Raw genomic sequence first — 15937 nt, 5'->3', positions numbered from 1 at the left:
ACTCATAAACCTTCTAATAAATATATTCTCTTTATTCTTCCATTTTCCTTTTTAAAGCGTAAGAAAAGACAGAACATCTCCACTTATTATACCCATTCGTTCATTTTCAATTGTTTTTTAGAAGGATATTGCTATTTTTTTGATAAAAACGCAGTTTTACTTCTTCACTTTCACTATTTGACCTTGGTATAACGATCCTTCGTTGTAGTTGATATACAGAGTCTTTTTTTCGTGTCAGTATTCCCAGGTGTTCCAAGGTTTGTACATATTCAATAAGTGGTAAGATTGGGTTTAACTGCTGTAGTTGTGGAAGGGTTCTTATCAATATTTCGAATTTTCTTTTTCTCTTGTTAAAATGAATGGTTACCTCTTGAAAAGTTATGAAATCGCCAGGGTTCTTATTGGCTAATACATCAAGATAGAAATAGGTTTGCCAAATGATTGGAGGTGTTTGTAATAGTAATGCATGTGCTACTGGAAGACCAATTTCAGGAGGTAATAGGAAAAGATTAAGGCCTCGGCTATAAATCTCATGGAGAAATACTTTTTGACTCGGCTGCGGATGAAGTCCCCAATTGAAGATAAACTTTTCAGTCTCTGCTTTCCAGCTTGATAAATTAAACTGGTTCTTTTGATAAGGTTCTAATAGCCCATCTAACTCAATATTGTGTTGTGGAATAAAGGAATACTTAGCAAATGCGTTTTTTATCGAGAAGGAGGTAATCGATTCTACCAATTGAAATAGATGCTTTTCGGGGCAATAAGCAGGAATATAAAGATTTCCTGAAGAAGTACTTCGTAAAAATAAATATTGAAAAGTGGATAATGAGATGATGTCTTTCTTTTTTTGGTGGATGTGACAACTGGAGATGATCCATAGTGGGGTATAACCATTTTCCAAATACGTTTTAGTCCTTTTATTAAAATCCATTCCCGGTATGGTTGAACATTGATACTCTAATGCATATTTGTTTCCATTATGTTTAAACATTATGTCAGGCCGCTGCTGAATTTCACTGTCATAGTATTCAATTTCTGCCGGAATCCCTTGTCTTATAAGCCATTGAAAAAGTTGCCGTTTCCCTTCGAGATGTTCATATGATTCATTTTCAAAACTATCTCGGCATGTGCTTCCACGTTTATGTGCAAAGTGAAAAATCCGCTGATCTCCTAATTTAAGTACTACACTCTCTCCACAGATGGGACAAACAAATTCTTCCTTACTGCGATAACTCATCAGGGTTTCCTTTTTATAATTAAGACCGAGACAAAGTTTTTTACCTGTTTTTGTACGTGCGGTTAGCAATTTTACTCTCCTCCTTTTCTACCTTTAACTTCGCCAAATTCTGCTAAAATCCTCTAAAAAAAATAAAAAAATCCCGTCGCAATTCAACGAGATTTTTACCCTTATAAAATTAGAATTTGTCAGTTCTTGCTTAGAGAATTTTCCAGCTCCAGGGCGCTTCCGCTTTTCCTTATAAAAGTGGTGATAGTAACCGTGCTGTTGACTCCAATAATCTAAGGCCAATATGACGTTCTTGAAACGTTTTTAATTCTAGCTGTTTGGCATATTCAAGGTCATTAATATATTCTTCAACAAGCTTTTCTGTACTTTTTGTCCGGAATAAGAATGCATTCACCTCGAAATTCAAGTGAAAACTTCGCATATCCATATTGGACGTCCCGATTGAAGCAAGTTCATCATCAACGATTACGATTTTACTATGCATAAAACCTCGTTCATATTCATATACCTTAACTCCCGCTTCCAGAAGCTCAGTGAAATAAGATCGTGAAGCATGAAAAACAATTCGTTTATCAGGACGGTTCGGTACAAGCAGCCTCACATCTACACCGCTTAGTGCGGCGACTTTGATGGCTGAAAAAATATCTTCATCCGGAATAAAATACGGTGAAGCAATCCAAACCGTTTTTTTTGCAGAAGCAATCATCGAGAAGAAGATATTTTTAATAACGCTCCATTCATTATCAGGGCCGCCGGCAATAAGTTGAACACCTCCGTGGCTTTTATGATCTAATTGGGGTGATAAGTATTCCGCTGTCAAAAAACTATGATTTGTCATATAATACCAATCTTGCAAAAAGATAAGCTGAAGTGTCCGAACAGCTTCCCCTTTTAGCATTAAATGTGTATCTCGCCAATAGCCAATATCCTTGTCTCTCCCTAAATACTCGTCCCCAATATTTAATCCGCCCACAAAACCGATTGTTCCATCAATTACAATGATTTTACGATGATTCCGGAAATTAAATTTATTATTTAAGAAAGGCAATTTTACTGGGCCAAACGGGACCGTTTCAATTCCGGCATTTTTCAATTCATTAATGTAGTTTTTTGATAGTTGCCATGAGCCTACGGCATCATACAAAAAGCGAACCTTAACTCCTTCATTGGCCTTATTAATTAAAATATCTTTTATTTCCTGGCCGATATGATCGTGACGAACTATATAATATTCGAGATGAATATGATGTCGTGCCCTTTTCAATTGTTCAATAATTTGACTAAAGGTTTCTTCTCCATTGGTTAATACCTTTGTAGCGGTATCAAAGGAAATAGGGCTGTTCCCAAGTTTTTGAGCCAAATTAAATAGCTTCCCGTGATGTTCACCCATTAAACTGAGCTTTTCTTCATTTCTCGGGTCATCTTCCCCTTCTACTGTGAGAAATGCTTGTTTATCAAGGAAATACTTCTTTCTAAACATCTTCTCTTTCCGATAATTACGTCCAAATAAAAGATAAAAAATAAAACCAATTAGCGGAAAGCTCCCTAATACAACCAACCAAGTAATAGTTTGGGTTGGATGACGATTTTCAAGAAATATCACAAATCCAATAAAAATAACGGAAAGCGAAATTAAAACACTTAAGAATCCAAAAATTCCACTTTCTAATTGATCCTTAAAGAAAAACAAGAGTCCGGACAATACTGCTAAAAATATAACCACCCTTACAGTGTTTTTCAAAGGAATCACCTGCCAAACATCTCATTATAATTTAAAGTATGAAAAATACCGATTTCAATTATGAAATCGGTATCCTTTTAGGTAAAATATTTTCGCAGTTCATCAAAAACATCTTTAGAAATAATTTCTTTTCCATACTCATGAACACGATGAATTGTAAGCTGTGTCTCATAACCGTATTCGAGTAAGATACTAAGAATATTATCAATTTCATCTTCTTCATATATATCTTCCGGAAATTCTGTATATAAATAATATTTTCCTTCAAAGTGATAAAGTTTTGTTACTAGATCATCTAAACCTGCTCGATTCGATAAGCTGATGATATCTTCAAAGTCATGAAATGCAAGCAGAAATTCTAATGTCTCTTCCTCGAGCAATATGTCTTCTTCATCGGAATGATTTGGATTAAAATGCTGATCTAAGATCTCTTCAATATTACCATCTACAGGAATGTCTTTTATTTTTTCATTAGGAATGGGGAGCTCAAACTTTTGTCCATCTTTAGAAAGCTGTGCTTTGGTAACAAGAACCTCTAAACCCTTGTCAAGTGCTTGGACTTGTATCCAAAGTGGACCTTCAACGACAAAATCCTCTTCACCATGAACCTCATCCATCATTTCCCAAAAGAGTTCTTCACTGCGCTCTCGATTGTACCAAATTTCCTCACGATCAAAGCCTCTTTCTTCAATGTCACCATAGGAAATATAGAACTTCACAGTATTCTCATTAATGCGTTCAATCTCCATCATAACCTCTCCCTTCCATTTTCCATATTGAAGGGACTATATACCCCCAGCAGATCATGCCATTAAATAAATTACTTCAAAAAGGTAAATAATCTTGTACTTTCATTTTATGACAAAAGCACTAATAAGGGAAATAAAAAACACGAAATTCTAAAAAACCATTATAATGCCTATATGTTATTCTAAAGATATACTAATTATTCCGTATTATCAGGATAAAGACGGATGAAAGTTCCTTATATTGTATCAAATTGCAGGTTCAACTACAAATTTCCGGTCTATATAAAAAAGACCTCCGTTTAAGAAGGTCTTATCATTTAATTGACCATGCGCTGCGCTTCACGCAATTGAAATGTTCTTACCCTTCTTGGAAGGAAACGTCGAATTTCATCTTCATTATAACCAACTTGTAAACGTTTTTCATCAATAATAATGGGACGACGTAATAACCCAGGATTATCTTTAATTAAACCAAATAAATCTTGAAGTGGCATTGCATCTAAATTCACATCTAATTTTTGGAACGTTTTTGATCTTGTAGAAATGATTTCATCCGTTCCATCTTCCGTCATTCGAAGAATTGCCTTTATTTCCTCCATTGATAATGGTTCAGAGAAAATATTTCTCTCTGTGTATGGAATTTCATGTTCTTCTAACCATGATTTAGCTTTTCGACATGATGTACAACTTGGTGAAGTGTATAGTGTTACCATCCGTGCTTCACACTCCTCTATTATTTGCAATTTATATTATAAATACCCTGTAAAATGGAATTAAAACTTATAAAATGTAAATTCATAATTAAAATTATTATAAATAAGTAATTTATATCATTAATTATACACCACAGTTTCTAAAAAAGGTATCCTTTTTTCAAAAATGTTTAAATAGCCAAAACCAATCCATTATTTATGTTCACATTATATTAGACGAATGATTTCTACAAAAGTTTCAAAATTTTATTCATTCTCACCAAAAAGTTTTGATTTTCTCTTCTAAAAAATTCGTTCCTAAAGGGAGTGTTTTTGAGGGTATATTAAAACTTGATTCTCAATTAAAAACCGGTAATGAAAACGCATTCATTTTATTCTAAAACTTTCTCCTTATTAATTTATTTTCCTCTTTCAATAAGAACCAAGTTCTTTTACAATTAAGTGTAGGGGATATTTCATTTCTCATGATGACTATTCAAAAATGGAGGGTTTTTATCATGGTTGGATACATAGCTGATTTAACGATTGTCGCACTTCTAATCATTGGAATTACTGCCTTTATGGGGGTAATTACAAATGGTATTGGCGAAAAAGTATTCGGGGGCAAACGTCGTTCTGAATTTGTTGATGAAAGTGCAAAATATCAGGTAGGATGGAAAACTGTTGGCGGCAACCGAAAATAAGATAAAAAAACGATCTCAATAATCGAGATCGTTTTTTTTATTATTTTGATTGTGCTTGATATTGCTTATATTCTTTCTCCGAACAAAGAACAAAATGACCTGGGGTAACTTCCCTGAATTCAATTACCTCATTTTTATCATAATTATGACTTGCCGGATCATAGGATTTACGTTTACGTGTCCGCTCACTGATCGGATCCGGTGATGGAATCGCTGATAATAGCGATTGCGTATAGGGATGTAATGGATTTTTATAAAGGTCATCCGCAGATGCAAGCTCCACCATTTTTCCAAAATACATTACGCCGATACGATCGCTAATGTATTTAACCATCGAAAGATCATGGGCAATAAATAGATAGGTTAAACCCTTCTCTTTTTGCAGCTTCTTCATTAGATTTACAACCTGTGCTTGAATGGAAACGTCCAAAGCGGAAATTGGTTCATCTGCAATAATGAATTCAGGCTGAACAGCCAGTGCACGGGCAATGCCAATCCGCTGCCGCTGCCCGCCGCTGAACTCATGTGGATACCTGTTAGCATGTTCCTTGTTTAACCCAACAGTTTCCAGGAGATCATATACTTGCTGCATCCGATCCGCTTTTGATGTTGCCAATCCATGGATATCAATTCCCTCGGCAATAACATCAGCAATTTTCAATCTAGGGTTTAAAGATGCATACGGGTCCTGGAAAATCATTTGCATTTTACGATTAAAATCTTTCAATTGCTTTTTTGACTTTTTACCGTGTACATTCACACCATCGTACAAAACTTCCCCACCGGTGGCATCATACAAGCGGATAATCGTTCTGCCTGTTGTCGATTTACCACAGCCAGACTCACCTACAAGCCCCATTACTTCACCCTTATAAATATCGAAGGAAACGTTATCGACTGCCTTAACTTCATTCGGCTTTCCTTCGTTAAAATATTGCTTTAAACTTTTAATTTCAAGTAGTTTTTCTCTCTCAGCCATCTATTTTCCCTCCTTCATACCAGGAGTCCGACTTTTTTTTAATGTTGCAGCACCGCTTGCTGCACCCGTTATACCTGCATATTGGCTATGACGCCTTTTAACTGCCTCTGGCGGTTCAACTTTAGGAGCATCCGGATGCAATAGCCAAGTTGCTGCATAATGGGTATCAGACACCTTAAAGAATGGCGGCTCTTGCTCCATATCTATTTTCATTGCATACGGGTTACGCGGTGCAAATGCATCTCCCTTCGGAGGATCTAATAAATCAGGAGGTGTTCCTGGAATTGAGAATAATTCCTCATCATCTGTATCCATGTCCGGCATAGAGCTGATTAATCCCCATGTATACGGGTGTTGAGGATTATAGAAGATTTCATCCGCCGTTCCTATTTCTACAATTTTCCCGCCATACATAACCGCTACACGGTCGGCAACATTGGCAACAACACCAAGATCATGAGTAATAAAAATAATCGAAGTATCGATTTTCTTTTGCAGGTCCTTCATTAACTCAAGAATTTGGGCCTGGATGGTCACGTCAAGAGCTGTTGTAGGTTCATCCGCGATCAGAACTTGAGGATTACATGCTAAAGCAATTGCAATTACTACCCTTTGTCTCATCCCGCCGGAAAATTGATGCGGATACTGATTGATGCGGATCTCCGGTTTTGGAATCCCAACCAGCTTTAATAATTCAACGGCTCTTTCTTTCGCAGTATGCTTGCTCATATTCTGATGTTTAATAAGCGGCTCCATGATCTGGTTTCCAATTTTCATCGTTGGATTTAATGAAGTCATTGGATCTTGAAAAATCATCGAGATATCATGGCCGCGGATTTTTTGCATTTGTTTATCCGTTAACTTGGTCAGGTCTTTCCCATTAAAAAGGATTTCCCCGCTCTTTATTTCAGAATTGTGTTCCGGTAATAAACGCATTATCGATTTAGTCGTAACAGATTTTCCCGATCCAGACTCACCAACAATCGCTAAAGTTTCTCCTTTTAACAAATCAAAGCTGATTCCGCGAATAGCTTTCACTTCTCCCGAAAAAGTGTGAAACGATATATTTAAATCTTTTACTTGTAATATTTTCTCCATAGGAATTCACCTGCCTTCTAATCACGCATTTTTGGATCCAGCGCATCACGCAATCCATCAGCTACCAAGTTAAAACATACCATAATTAATGCAATCATTATGGATGGAATAATCATTTGATATGGAAAAGCCACCATTGATTTAAATCCATCATCCACCAAAGTACCTAATGATGCATGTGGCTCTTGAAGTCCCAAGCCAATAAAACTCAAGAATGCTTCGAAGAAAATGGCGCTAGGGATCGAAAACATTGTATTAATAATAATGATACCAAACATGTTCGGAATCATATGTTTGAAGACAATGGAAGTGTCCGATGCCCCCAAAGTTTTAGCAGCCAGCACAAATTCCTGACCTTTATATTTCAACACCTGTGCCCGGACAACACGCGCCATACTTGTCCATCCAGTAATACCTAATGCGATGATAATTGGACCAATCCCCGGCTTCATGACAAGTATCATTAATACGACAATTATCAGGTTCGGGATTCCGACAATAACTTCTATAATCCTTTGCAAAATACTATCGGTACGACCGCCCATGTAGCCGGAAATAGCACCATATGCTACACCAACCAACATATCAATTAATGCCGCCATGAAAGCAATGAATAAGGATACTTGTGTGCCCTTCCAAACACGGGAAAATAAGTCTCGTCCCAGAAGATCAGTGCCAAACCAATAATAAGCATCAATGTTTCTTACTTCATAGGCATTATATGTTGTTCCGTTACGTCTTTCTAACGTTCCATCAAAAGGCAGCCAGTGGATATTTTCCAATCCCTGAATACGAGGCGGCAGGTTGTTATGCTTTGTATTTTGATGATCGTACTCATAAGGTGAAATCATTGGTCCGACAAACGCCATCAAAATCAGGATTATCAGAATGACTATGCTGACAACTGCTCCTTTATTCTTCCGAACACGAAGCCATGAATCCTGCCAAAAGTTTAGACTTGGCTTAGCAATTTTTTCGCTTTTTGATGGATCAATATGGGCGGGTGCAAACATGTCTGGTAAAATTTGAGAATCTTTGTTAATCATTTACCTTTCCCCCCCGAAAGACGAATACGCGGATCGATCACTCCGTAGAGTATATCAACAATTAAAATAACAACAACGAATAAAGCTGAAAATAAAAGTGTTGTACCCATTATGACAGGATAATCATTTGACCCAATGGATTTAACAAATTGTTCACCCAAACCGGGAATTCCAAAAATCTTTTCAATAACGAGTGAACCGGTCATTAGACTGACTGCCAAAGGTCCCATGACTGTCACAACAGGAATCAACGCATTTCTTAAGGCATGCTTTATACTGATTTGAAAGCGGCTGGCGCCTTTTGCTTTTGCCAAAGTGATGTAATCAGACCCCAATACATCAATCATTTCAGTACGCATAAACCTAGCAGCAATTGATATTGGGAACATTGCGAGAGCTATTGTCGGCAAAACCGTGTATTCCGGGCCTCTCCACAACATGACCGGAAACCAGCCCAACTTTACTGCAACATAATACTGAAGTAATCCAGCAAAAATAAACGATGGAATGGATTTTCCAACAACAGCTAAGAAAGTAGATCCATAATCAACCCAGGTGTTTTGCTTTAGTGCAGCAATGGTGCCCAAAAATATTCCAAAAATTGCTCCAAACACCATTGCCTGCAAACCTAAAATTGCTGAAGGACCTATTCTGTTAGCAAGAAGGGTTGTAACAGGGGTGTTATTAAATTGGAAGGAAATCCCTAAATCACCTGTCACCGTATTTTTCATATATTTAAAATATTGAACAGGGATTGGGTCGTTTAATCCGTACTTATCCAACAAAACTTGTTGTTGAGTTGCATTAAGCTTTGTAAAACTTTTAAATGGGCTGCCTGGCATTAGCTTCATCAGGAAAAAAGTAACGGATGCAACAATAAGCAGGGTAATAATCATGTAGATTATACGCTTTAAAATATATTTTGCCATGCCTGCACCTCCTAATTAATTAAATTTTCGTCATCTTTCGACAATTCCCATACAGGTAAAAAGAGAGTATATTTGGAAATATACTCTCTTCTTATTTGGTTAGTATAGCTACTTTTTAAGGATTTTAATCCACTGGTAACTATAGTCAGGACCGAATGCATGGTGAGCAAAACCACTTACCTTTTCGTTAATCAAGAGATTTACGGAACGTTGGTAAACCGGCACAATTGCTACATCATCTTCTAAAAGAACCTTTTCAGCTTCGACTAGAGCATCCCAGCGCTCTTTGTCTTTGGCAGCTAAATCAGTTTGCGCTGCTTTAATTAACTCATCATATTTTGCACTGCTGTAATCCATTTTGTTATGGTCGCCGCCAGTTAGGAATAGATCCATAAATGTCATTGGGTCTGCGTAGTCAGGACCCCAGCCAGTGAATAATAAATCGTAATCCATCTTTTGTTCACGTTCAATACGGATATTAAATGGAACAGGTGTCATTGTAAGCTTCAAACCAGGAAGGTTCTTCTCTAATTGGTCTTTAATGAAAGAATCAGAAGCTTTGGCTGTTTCGGTATCACCGCCAACATAACCTAAAGAAAGTTCTTTTACGCCAAGCTCAGCTAAACCTTTATCCCAATACTTTTTAGCTTCTTCTTTATTCATTTCATTATAAGTCTTTGCAGATTCACGGAAATCCTTGCCGTCTAAGAATGCAAATGATTTTGGCACGAAGAAATCTGCTGCAATTGAGCCGTTAGCTAGTACATCATCAGCTAAAGCTTTTTTATCAATTGATAAGGCAATTGCTTTACGGATGTTGATATTTTTCAATGCTGGATTCTTTTGGTTCATTTTAATCCAGAAAAGTGATGGTTCTTGGTATTGCAATAACGCTGGATCACCTTCAAATTGCGAAAGGATTGCTGCTTGTGCAAGTTTTGGTGTGATATCAGCTTCACCTGCAGTAAATGCGTTTGCAGACGCTTGCGGATCTTTAGAAACAGCAAAGTTAATCTTTGTTAACGTTACGTCTTTTGCACTATGGTAAGTTTCATTTTTCTCCATAGTCCATTCAGTTGCTGTCGGGCCATCCCATTTAGTCATCTTAAATGGACCATTGTATAGAATGTGCGCCGCATCTTTGGCATAATCTTTGCCTTGTTCTTCAACAAACTTTTGGTTTTGCGGGTAGAACAATTGGAATGTAATGAAAGATTCAATATAAGGAATTGGTCTTTCAAGAGTAATCTTTAAAGTGTAGTCATCTTCAGCCTTAATGCCAAGATCTTCTACTTTGGCTTCGCCTTTACCGATTTCAGTAGCGTTTTTGATTTTGCCTTCCATAAAGTAAGGGCCATATTCAGATGCAGTTTCTGGGTTGATAGCACGCTGCCAAGCAAACACATAGTCATGTGCTGTTACAGGATCTCCATTAGTCCATTTTGCATCTTTTCTTAATTTTACTGTTAGTTCAGTTTTATCAGCATTGTATTCAGGCATTGCTTCAGCGCCGGCAGGTACAACCTTTTGATCGGCGTCTAAACGATACATACCTTCGTTAACAGCATTCATCGTGGTGAAACCCATAACGTCAGTTGCTAACACACTGTCCATAGTTGGAATTTCAGCAGACTCAAGCACGTTTAATACTTGTTCATCAGCAAGTTGTTCTGCAGGGGCTTTTTCGCCGCCTTTGTCTTTCCCTTTGTCTGTTCCTTCGTTTTTATCGCCGCCTGAACATGCTGCTAGAAACATGCTTAGTACAAGTGATAATACTAAAAGTAGTGAAAGTTTTGTTTTCTTCACTATGTAGACCTCCCTTTTCTATTATTCTGAAAAATTACTACATTTTCTATTATACATAATTTAAATAAATTGTACATATTTTTTTAATTTTTAATTTACAATTTCGATACAATTTTTACGTTAGGATTACAATTTGCTGTGATATAATTTAGGCTTATACGGATTTTTTTGTATAATACTTATTAGGCATCCCTTTATAAATCAATGTTTTGGAGGTCATTTTATGAATTTCCGTTTTAAAAGAAAACTTTATATTCTAACTTTCACACAGTTGGGAATTATTATTATTTCTTTTATTTTCCAACATGAAATTTCATTAGTTAGCTATATCAATATATCTTTTTATATTTCCGCAGCACTACTTTTAACAGCATCACTCCTTTATACCATTCATAGCGGTTTCTATGATGTGATCTCAAGATCGATTAATCTCGTCTTTTCAAGAGACAGAGATGAAAGGAAATTAGAAGACATCCCAAGATTATCTGAAATGGTTACTATTGATGAAAAACCCCTCCTTTTTCATGGACTAATGAATGGTCTATTTATGATGATTGCCCTCATAGCATATTATTTTTAACTTACTTGAAAATAAATATGCTAATCCTTTATAATGTGATTAATCGAATAAAATGTGCAGCAATGATAAAGAATAGTACGTATTACCCCTCGTTACAGAGAGTTTGTGGCTGGTGAAAACAAACACGATGAGAATACGGAATGGACTTTGGAGCCTCTTTCTGAACTCTTTAATTGTTACGATTAAACTAGTAGGAGTAGACGTCATCCTTACGTTACAAGGACTCTCCATAATCGATGTATGAGGAATGGAGAACTGAGTGACTCTTTTAGAGTAATTTAGGGTGGTACCGCGAACCATTCGTCCCTAGTAATTTTTGGGGACGAATGGTTTTTTTTATTTAATTTTAGGAGGAAACAGAAATGAAAACAATTTTTTCTGGTATTCAACCGAGTGGAACAATTACACTTGGGAACTATATAGGAGCGATGAAACAATTCGTAGAACTGCAAAATGAATACAACTGCTTCTTTTGCATTGTCGATCAGCATGCTATTACGGTCCCACAGGATCCAAAAACTCTCCGGAAAAATATTCGCAGCTTAGCAGCATTATATCTTGCTGTTGGAATCGACCCCGAGAAGGCTACTTTGTTTATCCAGTCAGAGGTTCCAGCACATGCACAAGCGGGATGGATGATGCAATGCGTATCCTATATCGGAGAGTTGGAGAGAATGACACAATTCAAAGATAAATCTTCTGGTAAAGAAGCAGTTTCAGCAAGCCTGTTAACCTATCCCCCGTTAATGGCAGCTGATATTTTATTGTATAATTCAGATCTCGTTCCTGTAGGTGAGGATCAAAAGCAGCATATGGAATTGACTCGAGATTTAGCTGAAAGATTTAACAAGAAATATAACGATGTTCTTACTATACCTGAAATTAGCCTGCCTAAGGTTGGAGCACGCATAATGTCACTTCAGGAACCTACGAAAAAAATGAGTAAATCTGACGCTAACAAAAAGGCCTTTATCACACTATTAGATGAACCGAATCAAATTGTGAAAAAAATAAAGAGTGCAGTTACCGATTCTGATGGAATTGTAAAGTTTGATACAGTTAATAAACCTGGAGTTTCAAACCTATTATCGATTTATTCAATCCTTGGTGAAAAATCAATTACCGAACTTGAAGAAATGTATGCGGGTAAAGGCTACGGAGACTTTAAAGGTGACTTAGCGGAGGTAGTAGCAAACTTTATTAAGCCCATTCAAGACAAATACTACCATTTGTTGGATTCAAAGGAACTAGACGACATTTTGGACCACGGTGCCGAAAAAGCTAATCAAGTTGCCAGCAAAACGCTGAAGAAAATGGAAAATGCAATGGGACTTGGGAGAAAAAAGAGATAATCAAAAAACGCTAAAAAGCCTGACCCCAAAAGATATGCAAAGCATACCTCTGGGTCAGGCTTTTTAGTTTACTTTTGGACCGTGCTCCATTTCCCATAGCTTTTCAAAAAATGGCTGCCCTTTAATTAAATTCTCACAGAATGTTTCATGCTGTTTCGACCAGCCATACTTCGTCTCTTCAAATAATTGTTCCCATGCATCTTCGAAATTCATCTCTTGAATGGTTGAATATTGTTCAGGACACCATTCCGTATACCAATAGCGAACTTCTGCTTCATTATTGGATGAAAGCAATTGATCAAGTGCCATAAATAGCAGCTGTTTTAATTGCCGTTCTTTTCTGGTCAATCCTGTCATAAGTTCTGGTTCTGGAGATAAAATATGGAAATCCTTACTTTTCAGTGATGGATAAAAATGATATTGTTTTGCCTCATGCTGACTGATCATTTCATATACAAGCTGTTCCTGTCTAGGAATCAATCTGCTCTTTCGAATTGGTATATTATAGCCAATTGTATCAATTACTAGGATCCCAATCCCATCTGTAACAACAAAGCAGTAGTCGAGCTGAACTCTTTCATGGTTTTTTCTTAAATAGGCTTTCTGGTAAATATCGTCGAGAAGCTGTTGGGGCAGCTCTGACAGGTCATTTTCAATATAGTTAAACAGTATCGGCTCGACTTTAATAAGTGGTGCCTGGTCTAACAGTTCCACTCCGTCATCCTTACGCCATTCATGAAAATGGCACACATTATACCCGTTTTCTTCACCCTCAAACCAATTTACCCATACATCATGAAGATACAACATTGTACATCCCCTCACTTCAAGAAACTGTTTTGTCAATCAGTATGGGCAGAGCTTAGTTAAATTATTCCTTTATATATATTTTGCCCCATTTACTATTAATACTGATAGCATTCGCCGCTCGAATATTTACCGCTATTTATATGAGGTTTTCCCAATATTTATACCTAATCGTTGAATGGATAAAAAAAATCTACCATATCATGATGGTAGATTTTTATCTTCTTGATTTAGGGTTGAAAGCATCTTTTAACCCTTCACCAATAAAGTTAATTGATAAAATGGTGATGGTAATTAATATTGCCGGAGGCACCCAAATCCAAAGTTTAAATTGGATGACATCAGGTTCAATTGCTGAATTTAACATGTTGCCCCAGCTCGGAATCTCTTGTGGTACACCGAAGCCAAGAAAGCTTAAACCTGTTTCTGCAACAATCATAGTAGCAAATGTAATCGTAGCCTGAACAATGATAGTTGATAGAATATTCGGTAAGAGGTGTTTTACTATAATCTTGGCAGGCGAGCAACCAATCGAAATAGCAGCCGTAATATATTCATTCTCTTTTTCAGTAAGAATTTTACTTCGGACAATCCGAGCGATTCCACCCCAGCTTAGGATACTGATTGTTCCTATTAAAACCCATAACCCATTTACTTTTCCAAAAAATATCGCATTTAGAACAATTACAAATACAAGAAAAGGAAAGTTTAAAATAAAATCTGTAAATCTCATTAATAAGCTGTCGACGGCACCGCCGAAATACCCTGAAATTGATCCGATTAATGTACCTAGTAAAATAACAAACAGTGTACAGCTCATTCCGACTAATAGTGAGATTCGGCCACCGTATAATAATCTGGTAAAGACATCACGGCCGGCTTTGTCTGTTCCCAGCCAATGATCTCCGGATGGCTTTAGCGACATTTCTCCAATATTAATTCTTGTAACATCTGCCGTTGTAATATACGGTGCAAGGAAGGAAACAATCGCTACTATTACTAAAAAGATGAGGCTCGTCATAGCCAATTTGTTTTTTATAAACTTTTTCCTGGCAAGTGCCCATGGTGACAAACTTTTCTTTGGGGGTGCTGTGATTATTTTTGAATCCTTCTGAGTAATAATTTCCATCTCTATTTCCCCCTAATCTAAGCGAATTCTCGGATCTACAACACCGTATAATATATCGGCTACTAGGTTGCCAATTAGTGTTAAGAAGGAGAACAACATTGTCAACGTCATTAATACTGGATAATCTCTTGTTCCAACAGATTGCAAAAATAGCTGTCCAAGTCCTGGGTAAGTAAAAATCGTTTCAGTAATAATTGCGCCACTAATTATGGCTACTAAATCAAAGCCTAAAAACGTTATAAGCGGAATAATTGAGTTTCTTAAAATATGAACATTGTAAATCTTTCTTTCTACAGTTCCTTTTGCACGTGCCGTACGAACAAAGTCTTTTCGGCTATTTTCTATAATATCATTGCGTAAAAATTGCGTATAGCTAGCAGTACTTAATAATCCTAGAACTACCGCCGGAAGGAATACATGGTGTAGACGGCTTAACCAATACTCAAGTGTCCCCTCTGTCACACCTATATCAATTGAACCATTTGATGGAAACCATCCAAGTGTAAAAGAAAATAAGAAGATTGCAAATACACCTGCGATAAAAGAAGGAATGGATAAACCTAAATAATTTAGTCCCCCAATTAAATTATCTCCAAGTGTATAGGGCTTTCTTCCGGCGTATGTTCCCATGATGAAGGCGAGAATATACGTGATAACTATTGAAGAAAATCCAAGCAGCAATGTGTTCGGAATACGTTCTCCGATAACCTCCGCAGCCGGAATTTTAAAACGGGCTGATTTTCCAAAATCACCTTGTACAAAGTTGCCAATCCAGCGGGCATACTGCTGTGGCAGCGGATCATTATAGCCCAATTTTTCCCGCATTTCTGCTATATATTGTGGATTTGTATTCCTAGGGTCAATCTCTCCTGAAAGAGAATCTCCAGGCATTAATTTTGCCAACGTAAAGACTACAATGGAAATTAGAAATAACATCGGAATCATGCCCAAAATTCTTCGAAATGCATACTTCAGCATGTGCATTCTCCTTGTCTGATAAACTATGTTAAATACGAGTGTTTATGTAACTCCATTCATTAAAAGGGGAGGGGCAGGGAGAACAGATCTCCCTGCCCCTC

At 36.9% G+C, this 15937-nt stretch carries 15 protein-coding genes and 1 other annotated feature; of the genes, 3 read left to right on the top strand and 12 right to left on the bottom strand.

The annotated features are described in order from the left end of the window. Positions 1 to 106: 106 nt before the first annotated feature. The 4 genes from FAY30_RS07665 to spxA form a co-directional block, all read right to left on the bottom strand. On the bottom strand, positions 107 to 1306 hold the full coding sequence (locus tag FAY30_RS07665) for a competence protein CoiA (RefSeq protein WP_149869316.1): 1200 nt from the start codon (positions 1304 to 1306) through the stop codon (positions 107 to 109). A gap of 169 nt (positions 1307 to 1475) precedes the next feature. Beyond that, a complete protein-coding gene (cls, locus tag FAY30_RS07660; RefSeq protein ID WP_149869315.1) occupies positions 1476 to 2987 on the bottom strand; it encodes a cardiolipin synthase in 1512 nt (503 codons plus the stop codon). 77 nt (positions 2988 to 3064) lie between these two features. Beyond that, complete coding sequence (gene mecA / locus FAY30_RS07655; protein ID WP_149869314.1) at positions 3065 to 3736, bottom strand: adaptor protein MecA; 672 nt, start codon at positions 3734 to 3736, stop codon at positions 3065 to 3067. Positions 3737 to 4053: 317 nt separating this feature from the next. Next, the gene (gene spxA, locus FAY30_RS07650) at positions 4054 to 4449 is read right to left on the bottom strand and encodes a transcriptional regulator SpxA (protein WP_149869313.1); all 396 of its coding nucleotides are present in this window, start codon (positions 4447 to 4449) and stop codon (positions 4054 to 4056) included. 497 nt (positions 4450 to 4946) lie between these two features. On the opposite strand from spxA, the gene FAY30_RS07645 reads away from it, so the two are divergent. After that, entirely contained in the window at positions 4947 to 5132 is a 186-nt protein-coding gene (locus tag FAY30_RS07645; protein WP_149869312.1) for a hypothetical protein, read from the top strand. 40 nt (positions 5133 to 5172) lie between these two features. On the opposite strand, the gene FAY30_RS07640 is transcribed toward FAY30_RS07645, so the two are convergent. The 5 genes from FAY30_RS07640 to FAY30_RS07620 all read right to left on the bottom strand — a co-directional run bounded on the left by FAY30_RS07640 (position 5173) and on the right by FAY30_RS07620 (position 10990). After that, positions 5173 to 6111 carry an ABC transporter ATP-binding protein gene (locus tag FAY30_RS07640; RefSeq protein WP_149869311.1) on the bottom strand — a complete coding sequence of 313 codons (939 nt, stop codon included), beginning with the start codon at positions 6109 to 6111 and terminating at the stop codon, positions 5173 to 5175. Continuing rightward, positions 6112 to 7209, bottom strand: coding sequence for an ABC transporter ATP-binding protein (locus FAY30_RS07635; protein WP_149869310.1), 1098 nt, complete (start codon positions 7207 to 7209; stop codon positions 6112 to 6114). A gap of 17 nt (positions 7210 to 7226) precedes the next feature. Next, positions 7227 to 8255 carry an oligopeptide ABC transporter permease gene (gene opp3C, locus FAY30_RS07630; protein ID WP_149869309.1) on the bottom strand — a complete coding sequence of 343 codons (1029 nt, stop codon included), beginning with the start codon at positions 8253 to 8255 and terminating at the stop codon, positions 7227 to 7229. Next, positions 8252 to 9184, bottom strand: a complete 933-nt coding sequence (opp3b, locus tag FAY30_RS07625) for an oligopeptide ABC transporter permease (protein ID WP_149869308.1) — start codon at positions 9182 to 9184, stop codon at positions 8252 to 8254. The genes opp3C and opp3b overlap by 4 nt, the downstream gene beginning before the upstream one ends. 108 nt (positions 9185 to 9292) lie before the next feature. Continuing rightward, positions 9293 to 10990 carry a peptide ABC transporter substrate-binding protein gene (locus FAY30_RS07620; protein ID WP_149869307.1) on the bottom strand — a complete coding sequence of 566 codons (1698 nt, stop codon included), beginning with the start codon at positions 10988 to 10990 and terminating at the stop codon, positions 9293 to 9295. Between the two features lie 223 nt (positions 10991 to 11213). Between FAY30_RS07620 and FAY30_RS07615 the strand changes: the two genes are divergently transcribed. Continuing rightward, positions 11214 to 11570 carry a DUF3899 domain-containing protein gene (locus FAY30_RS07615; RefSeq protein WP_149869306.1) on the top strand — a complete coding sequence of 119 codons (357 nt, stop codon included), beginning with the start codon at positions 11214 to 11216 and terminating at the stop codon, positions 11568 to 11570. Positions 11571 to 11623: 53 nt separating this feature from the next. Next, positions 11624 to 11881 (top strand) — a binding site (T-box leader). 51 nt (positions 11882 to 11932) lie between these two features. Beyond that, a complete protein-coding gene (trpS, locus tag FAY30_RS07610; RefSeq protein WP_149869305.1) occupies positions 11933 to 12922 on the top strand; it encodes a tryptophan--tRNA ligase in 990 nt (329 codons plus the stop codon). Between the two features lie 63 nt (positions 12923 to 12985). Here trpS and FAY30_RS07605 read toward each other — a convergent pair whose 3' ends face one another. The 3 genes from FAY30_RS07605 to opp4B all read right to left on the bottom strand — a co-directional run bounded on the left by FAY30_RS07605 (position 12986) and on the right by opp4B (position 15836). Next, a complete protein-coding gene (locus tag FAY30_RS07605) occupies positions 12986 to 13732 on the bottom strand; it encodes a YjbA family protein (RefSeq protein WP_149869304.1) in 747 nt (248 codons plus the stop codon). Positions 13733 to 13946: 214 nt separating this feature from the next. Continuing rightward, the gene (gene opp4C / locus FAY30_RS07600; RefSeq protein ID WP_149869303.1) at positions 13947 to 14858 is read right to left on the bottom strand and encodes an oligopeptide ABC transporter permease; all 912 of its coding nucleotides are present in this window, start codon (positions 14856 to 14858) and stop codon (positions 13947 to 13949) included. Between the two features lie 12 nt (positions 14859 to 14870). Next, on the bottom strand, positions 14871 to 15836 hold the full coding sequence (gene opp4B, locus FAY30_RS07595) for an oligopeptide ABC transporter permease (protein WP_149869302.1): 966 nt from the start codon (positions 15834 to 15836) through the stop codon (positions 14871 to 14873). Positions 15837 to 15937 lie beyond the last annotated feature (101 nt).

The organism is Bacillus sp. S3, assembly GCF_005154805.1.
Taxonomy (GTDB): domain Bacteria; phylum Bacillota; class Bacilli; order Bacillales; family Cytobacillaceae; genus Neobacillus.
Note: the sequence above shows the minus strand (reverse complement) of the source record. Positions and strands in the feature narration are given on the sequence as shown.

What these genes read in the sequence shown, in the direction of transcription:
- FAY30_RS07640 (WP_149869311.1), bottom strand. Translation starts at nt 6,111, where the DNA reads ATGGCTGAGAGAGAAAAACTACTTGAAATTAAAAGTTTAAAGCAATAT.
- spxA (WP_149869313.1), bottom strand. Translation starts at nt 4,449, where the DNA reads ATGGTAACACTATACACTTCACCAAGTTGTACATCATGTCGAAAAGCT.
- FAY30_RS07635 (WP_149869310.1), bottom strand. Translation starts at nt 7,209, where the DNA reads ATGGAGAAAATATTACAAGTAAAAGATTTAAATATATCGTTTCACACT.
- opp3C (WP_149869309.1), bottom strand. Translation starts at nt 8,255, where the DNA reads ATGATTAACAAAGATTCTCAAATTTTACCAGACATGTTTGCACCCGCC.
- trpS (WP_149869305.1), top strand. Translation starts at nt 11,933, where the DNA reads ATGAAAACAATTTTTTCTGGTATTCAACCGAGTGGAACAATTACACTT.
- FAY30_RS07605 (WP_149869304.1), bottom strand. Translation starts at nt 13,732, where the DNA reads ATGTTGTATCTTCATGATGTATGGGTAAATTGGTTTGAGGGTGAAGAA.
- opp4B (WP_149869302.1), bottom strand. Translation starts at nt 15,836, where the DNA reads ATGCTGAAGTATGCATTTCGAAGAATTTTGGGCATGATTCCGATGTTA.
- FAY30_RS07615 (WP_149869306.1), top strand. Translation starts at nt 11,214, where the DNA reads ATGAATTTCCGTTTTAAAAGAAAACTTTATATTCTAACTTTCACACAG.
- FAY30_RS07645 (WP_149869312.1), top strand. Translation starts at nt 4,947, where the DNA reads ATGGTTGGATACATAGCTGATTTAACGATTGTCGCACTTCTAATCATT.
- opp4C (WP_149869303.1), bottom strand. Translation starts at nt 14,858, where the DNA reads ATGGAAATTATTACTCAGAAGGATTCAAAAATAATCACAGCACCCCCA.
- opp3b (WP_149869308.1), bottom strand. Translation starts at nt 9,184, where the DNA reads ATGGCAAAATATATTTTAAAGCGTATAATCTACATGATTATTACCCTG.
- mecA (WP_149869314.1), bottom strand. Translation starts at nt 3,736, where the DNA reads ATGGAGATTGAACGCATTAATGAGAATACTGTGAAGTTCTATATTTCC.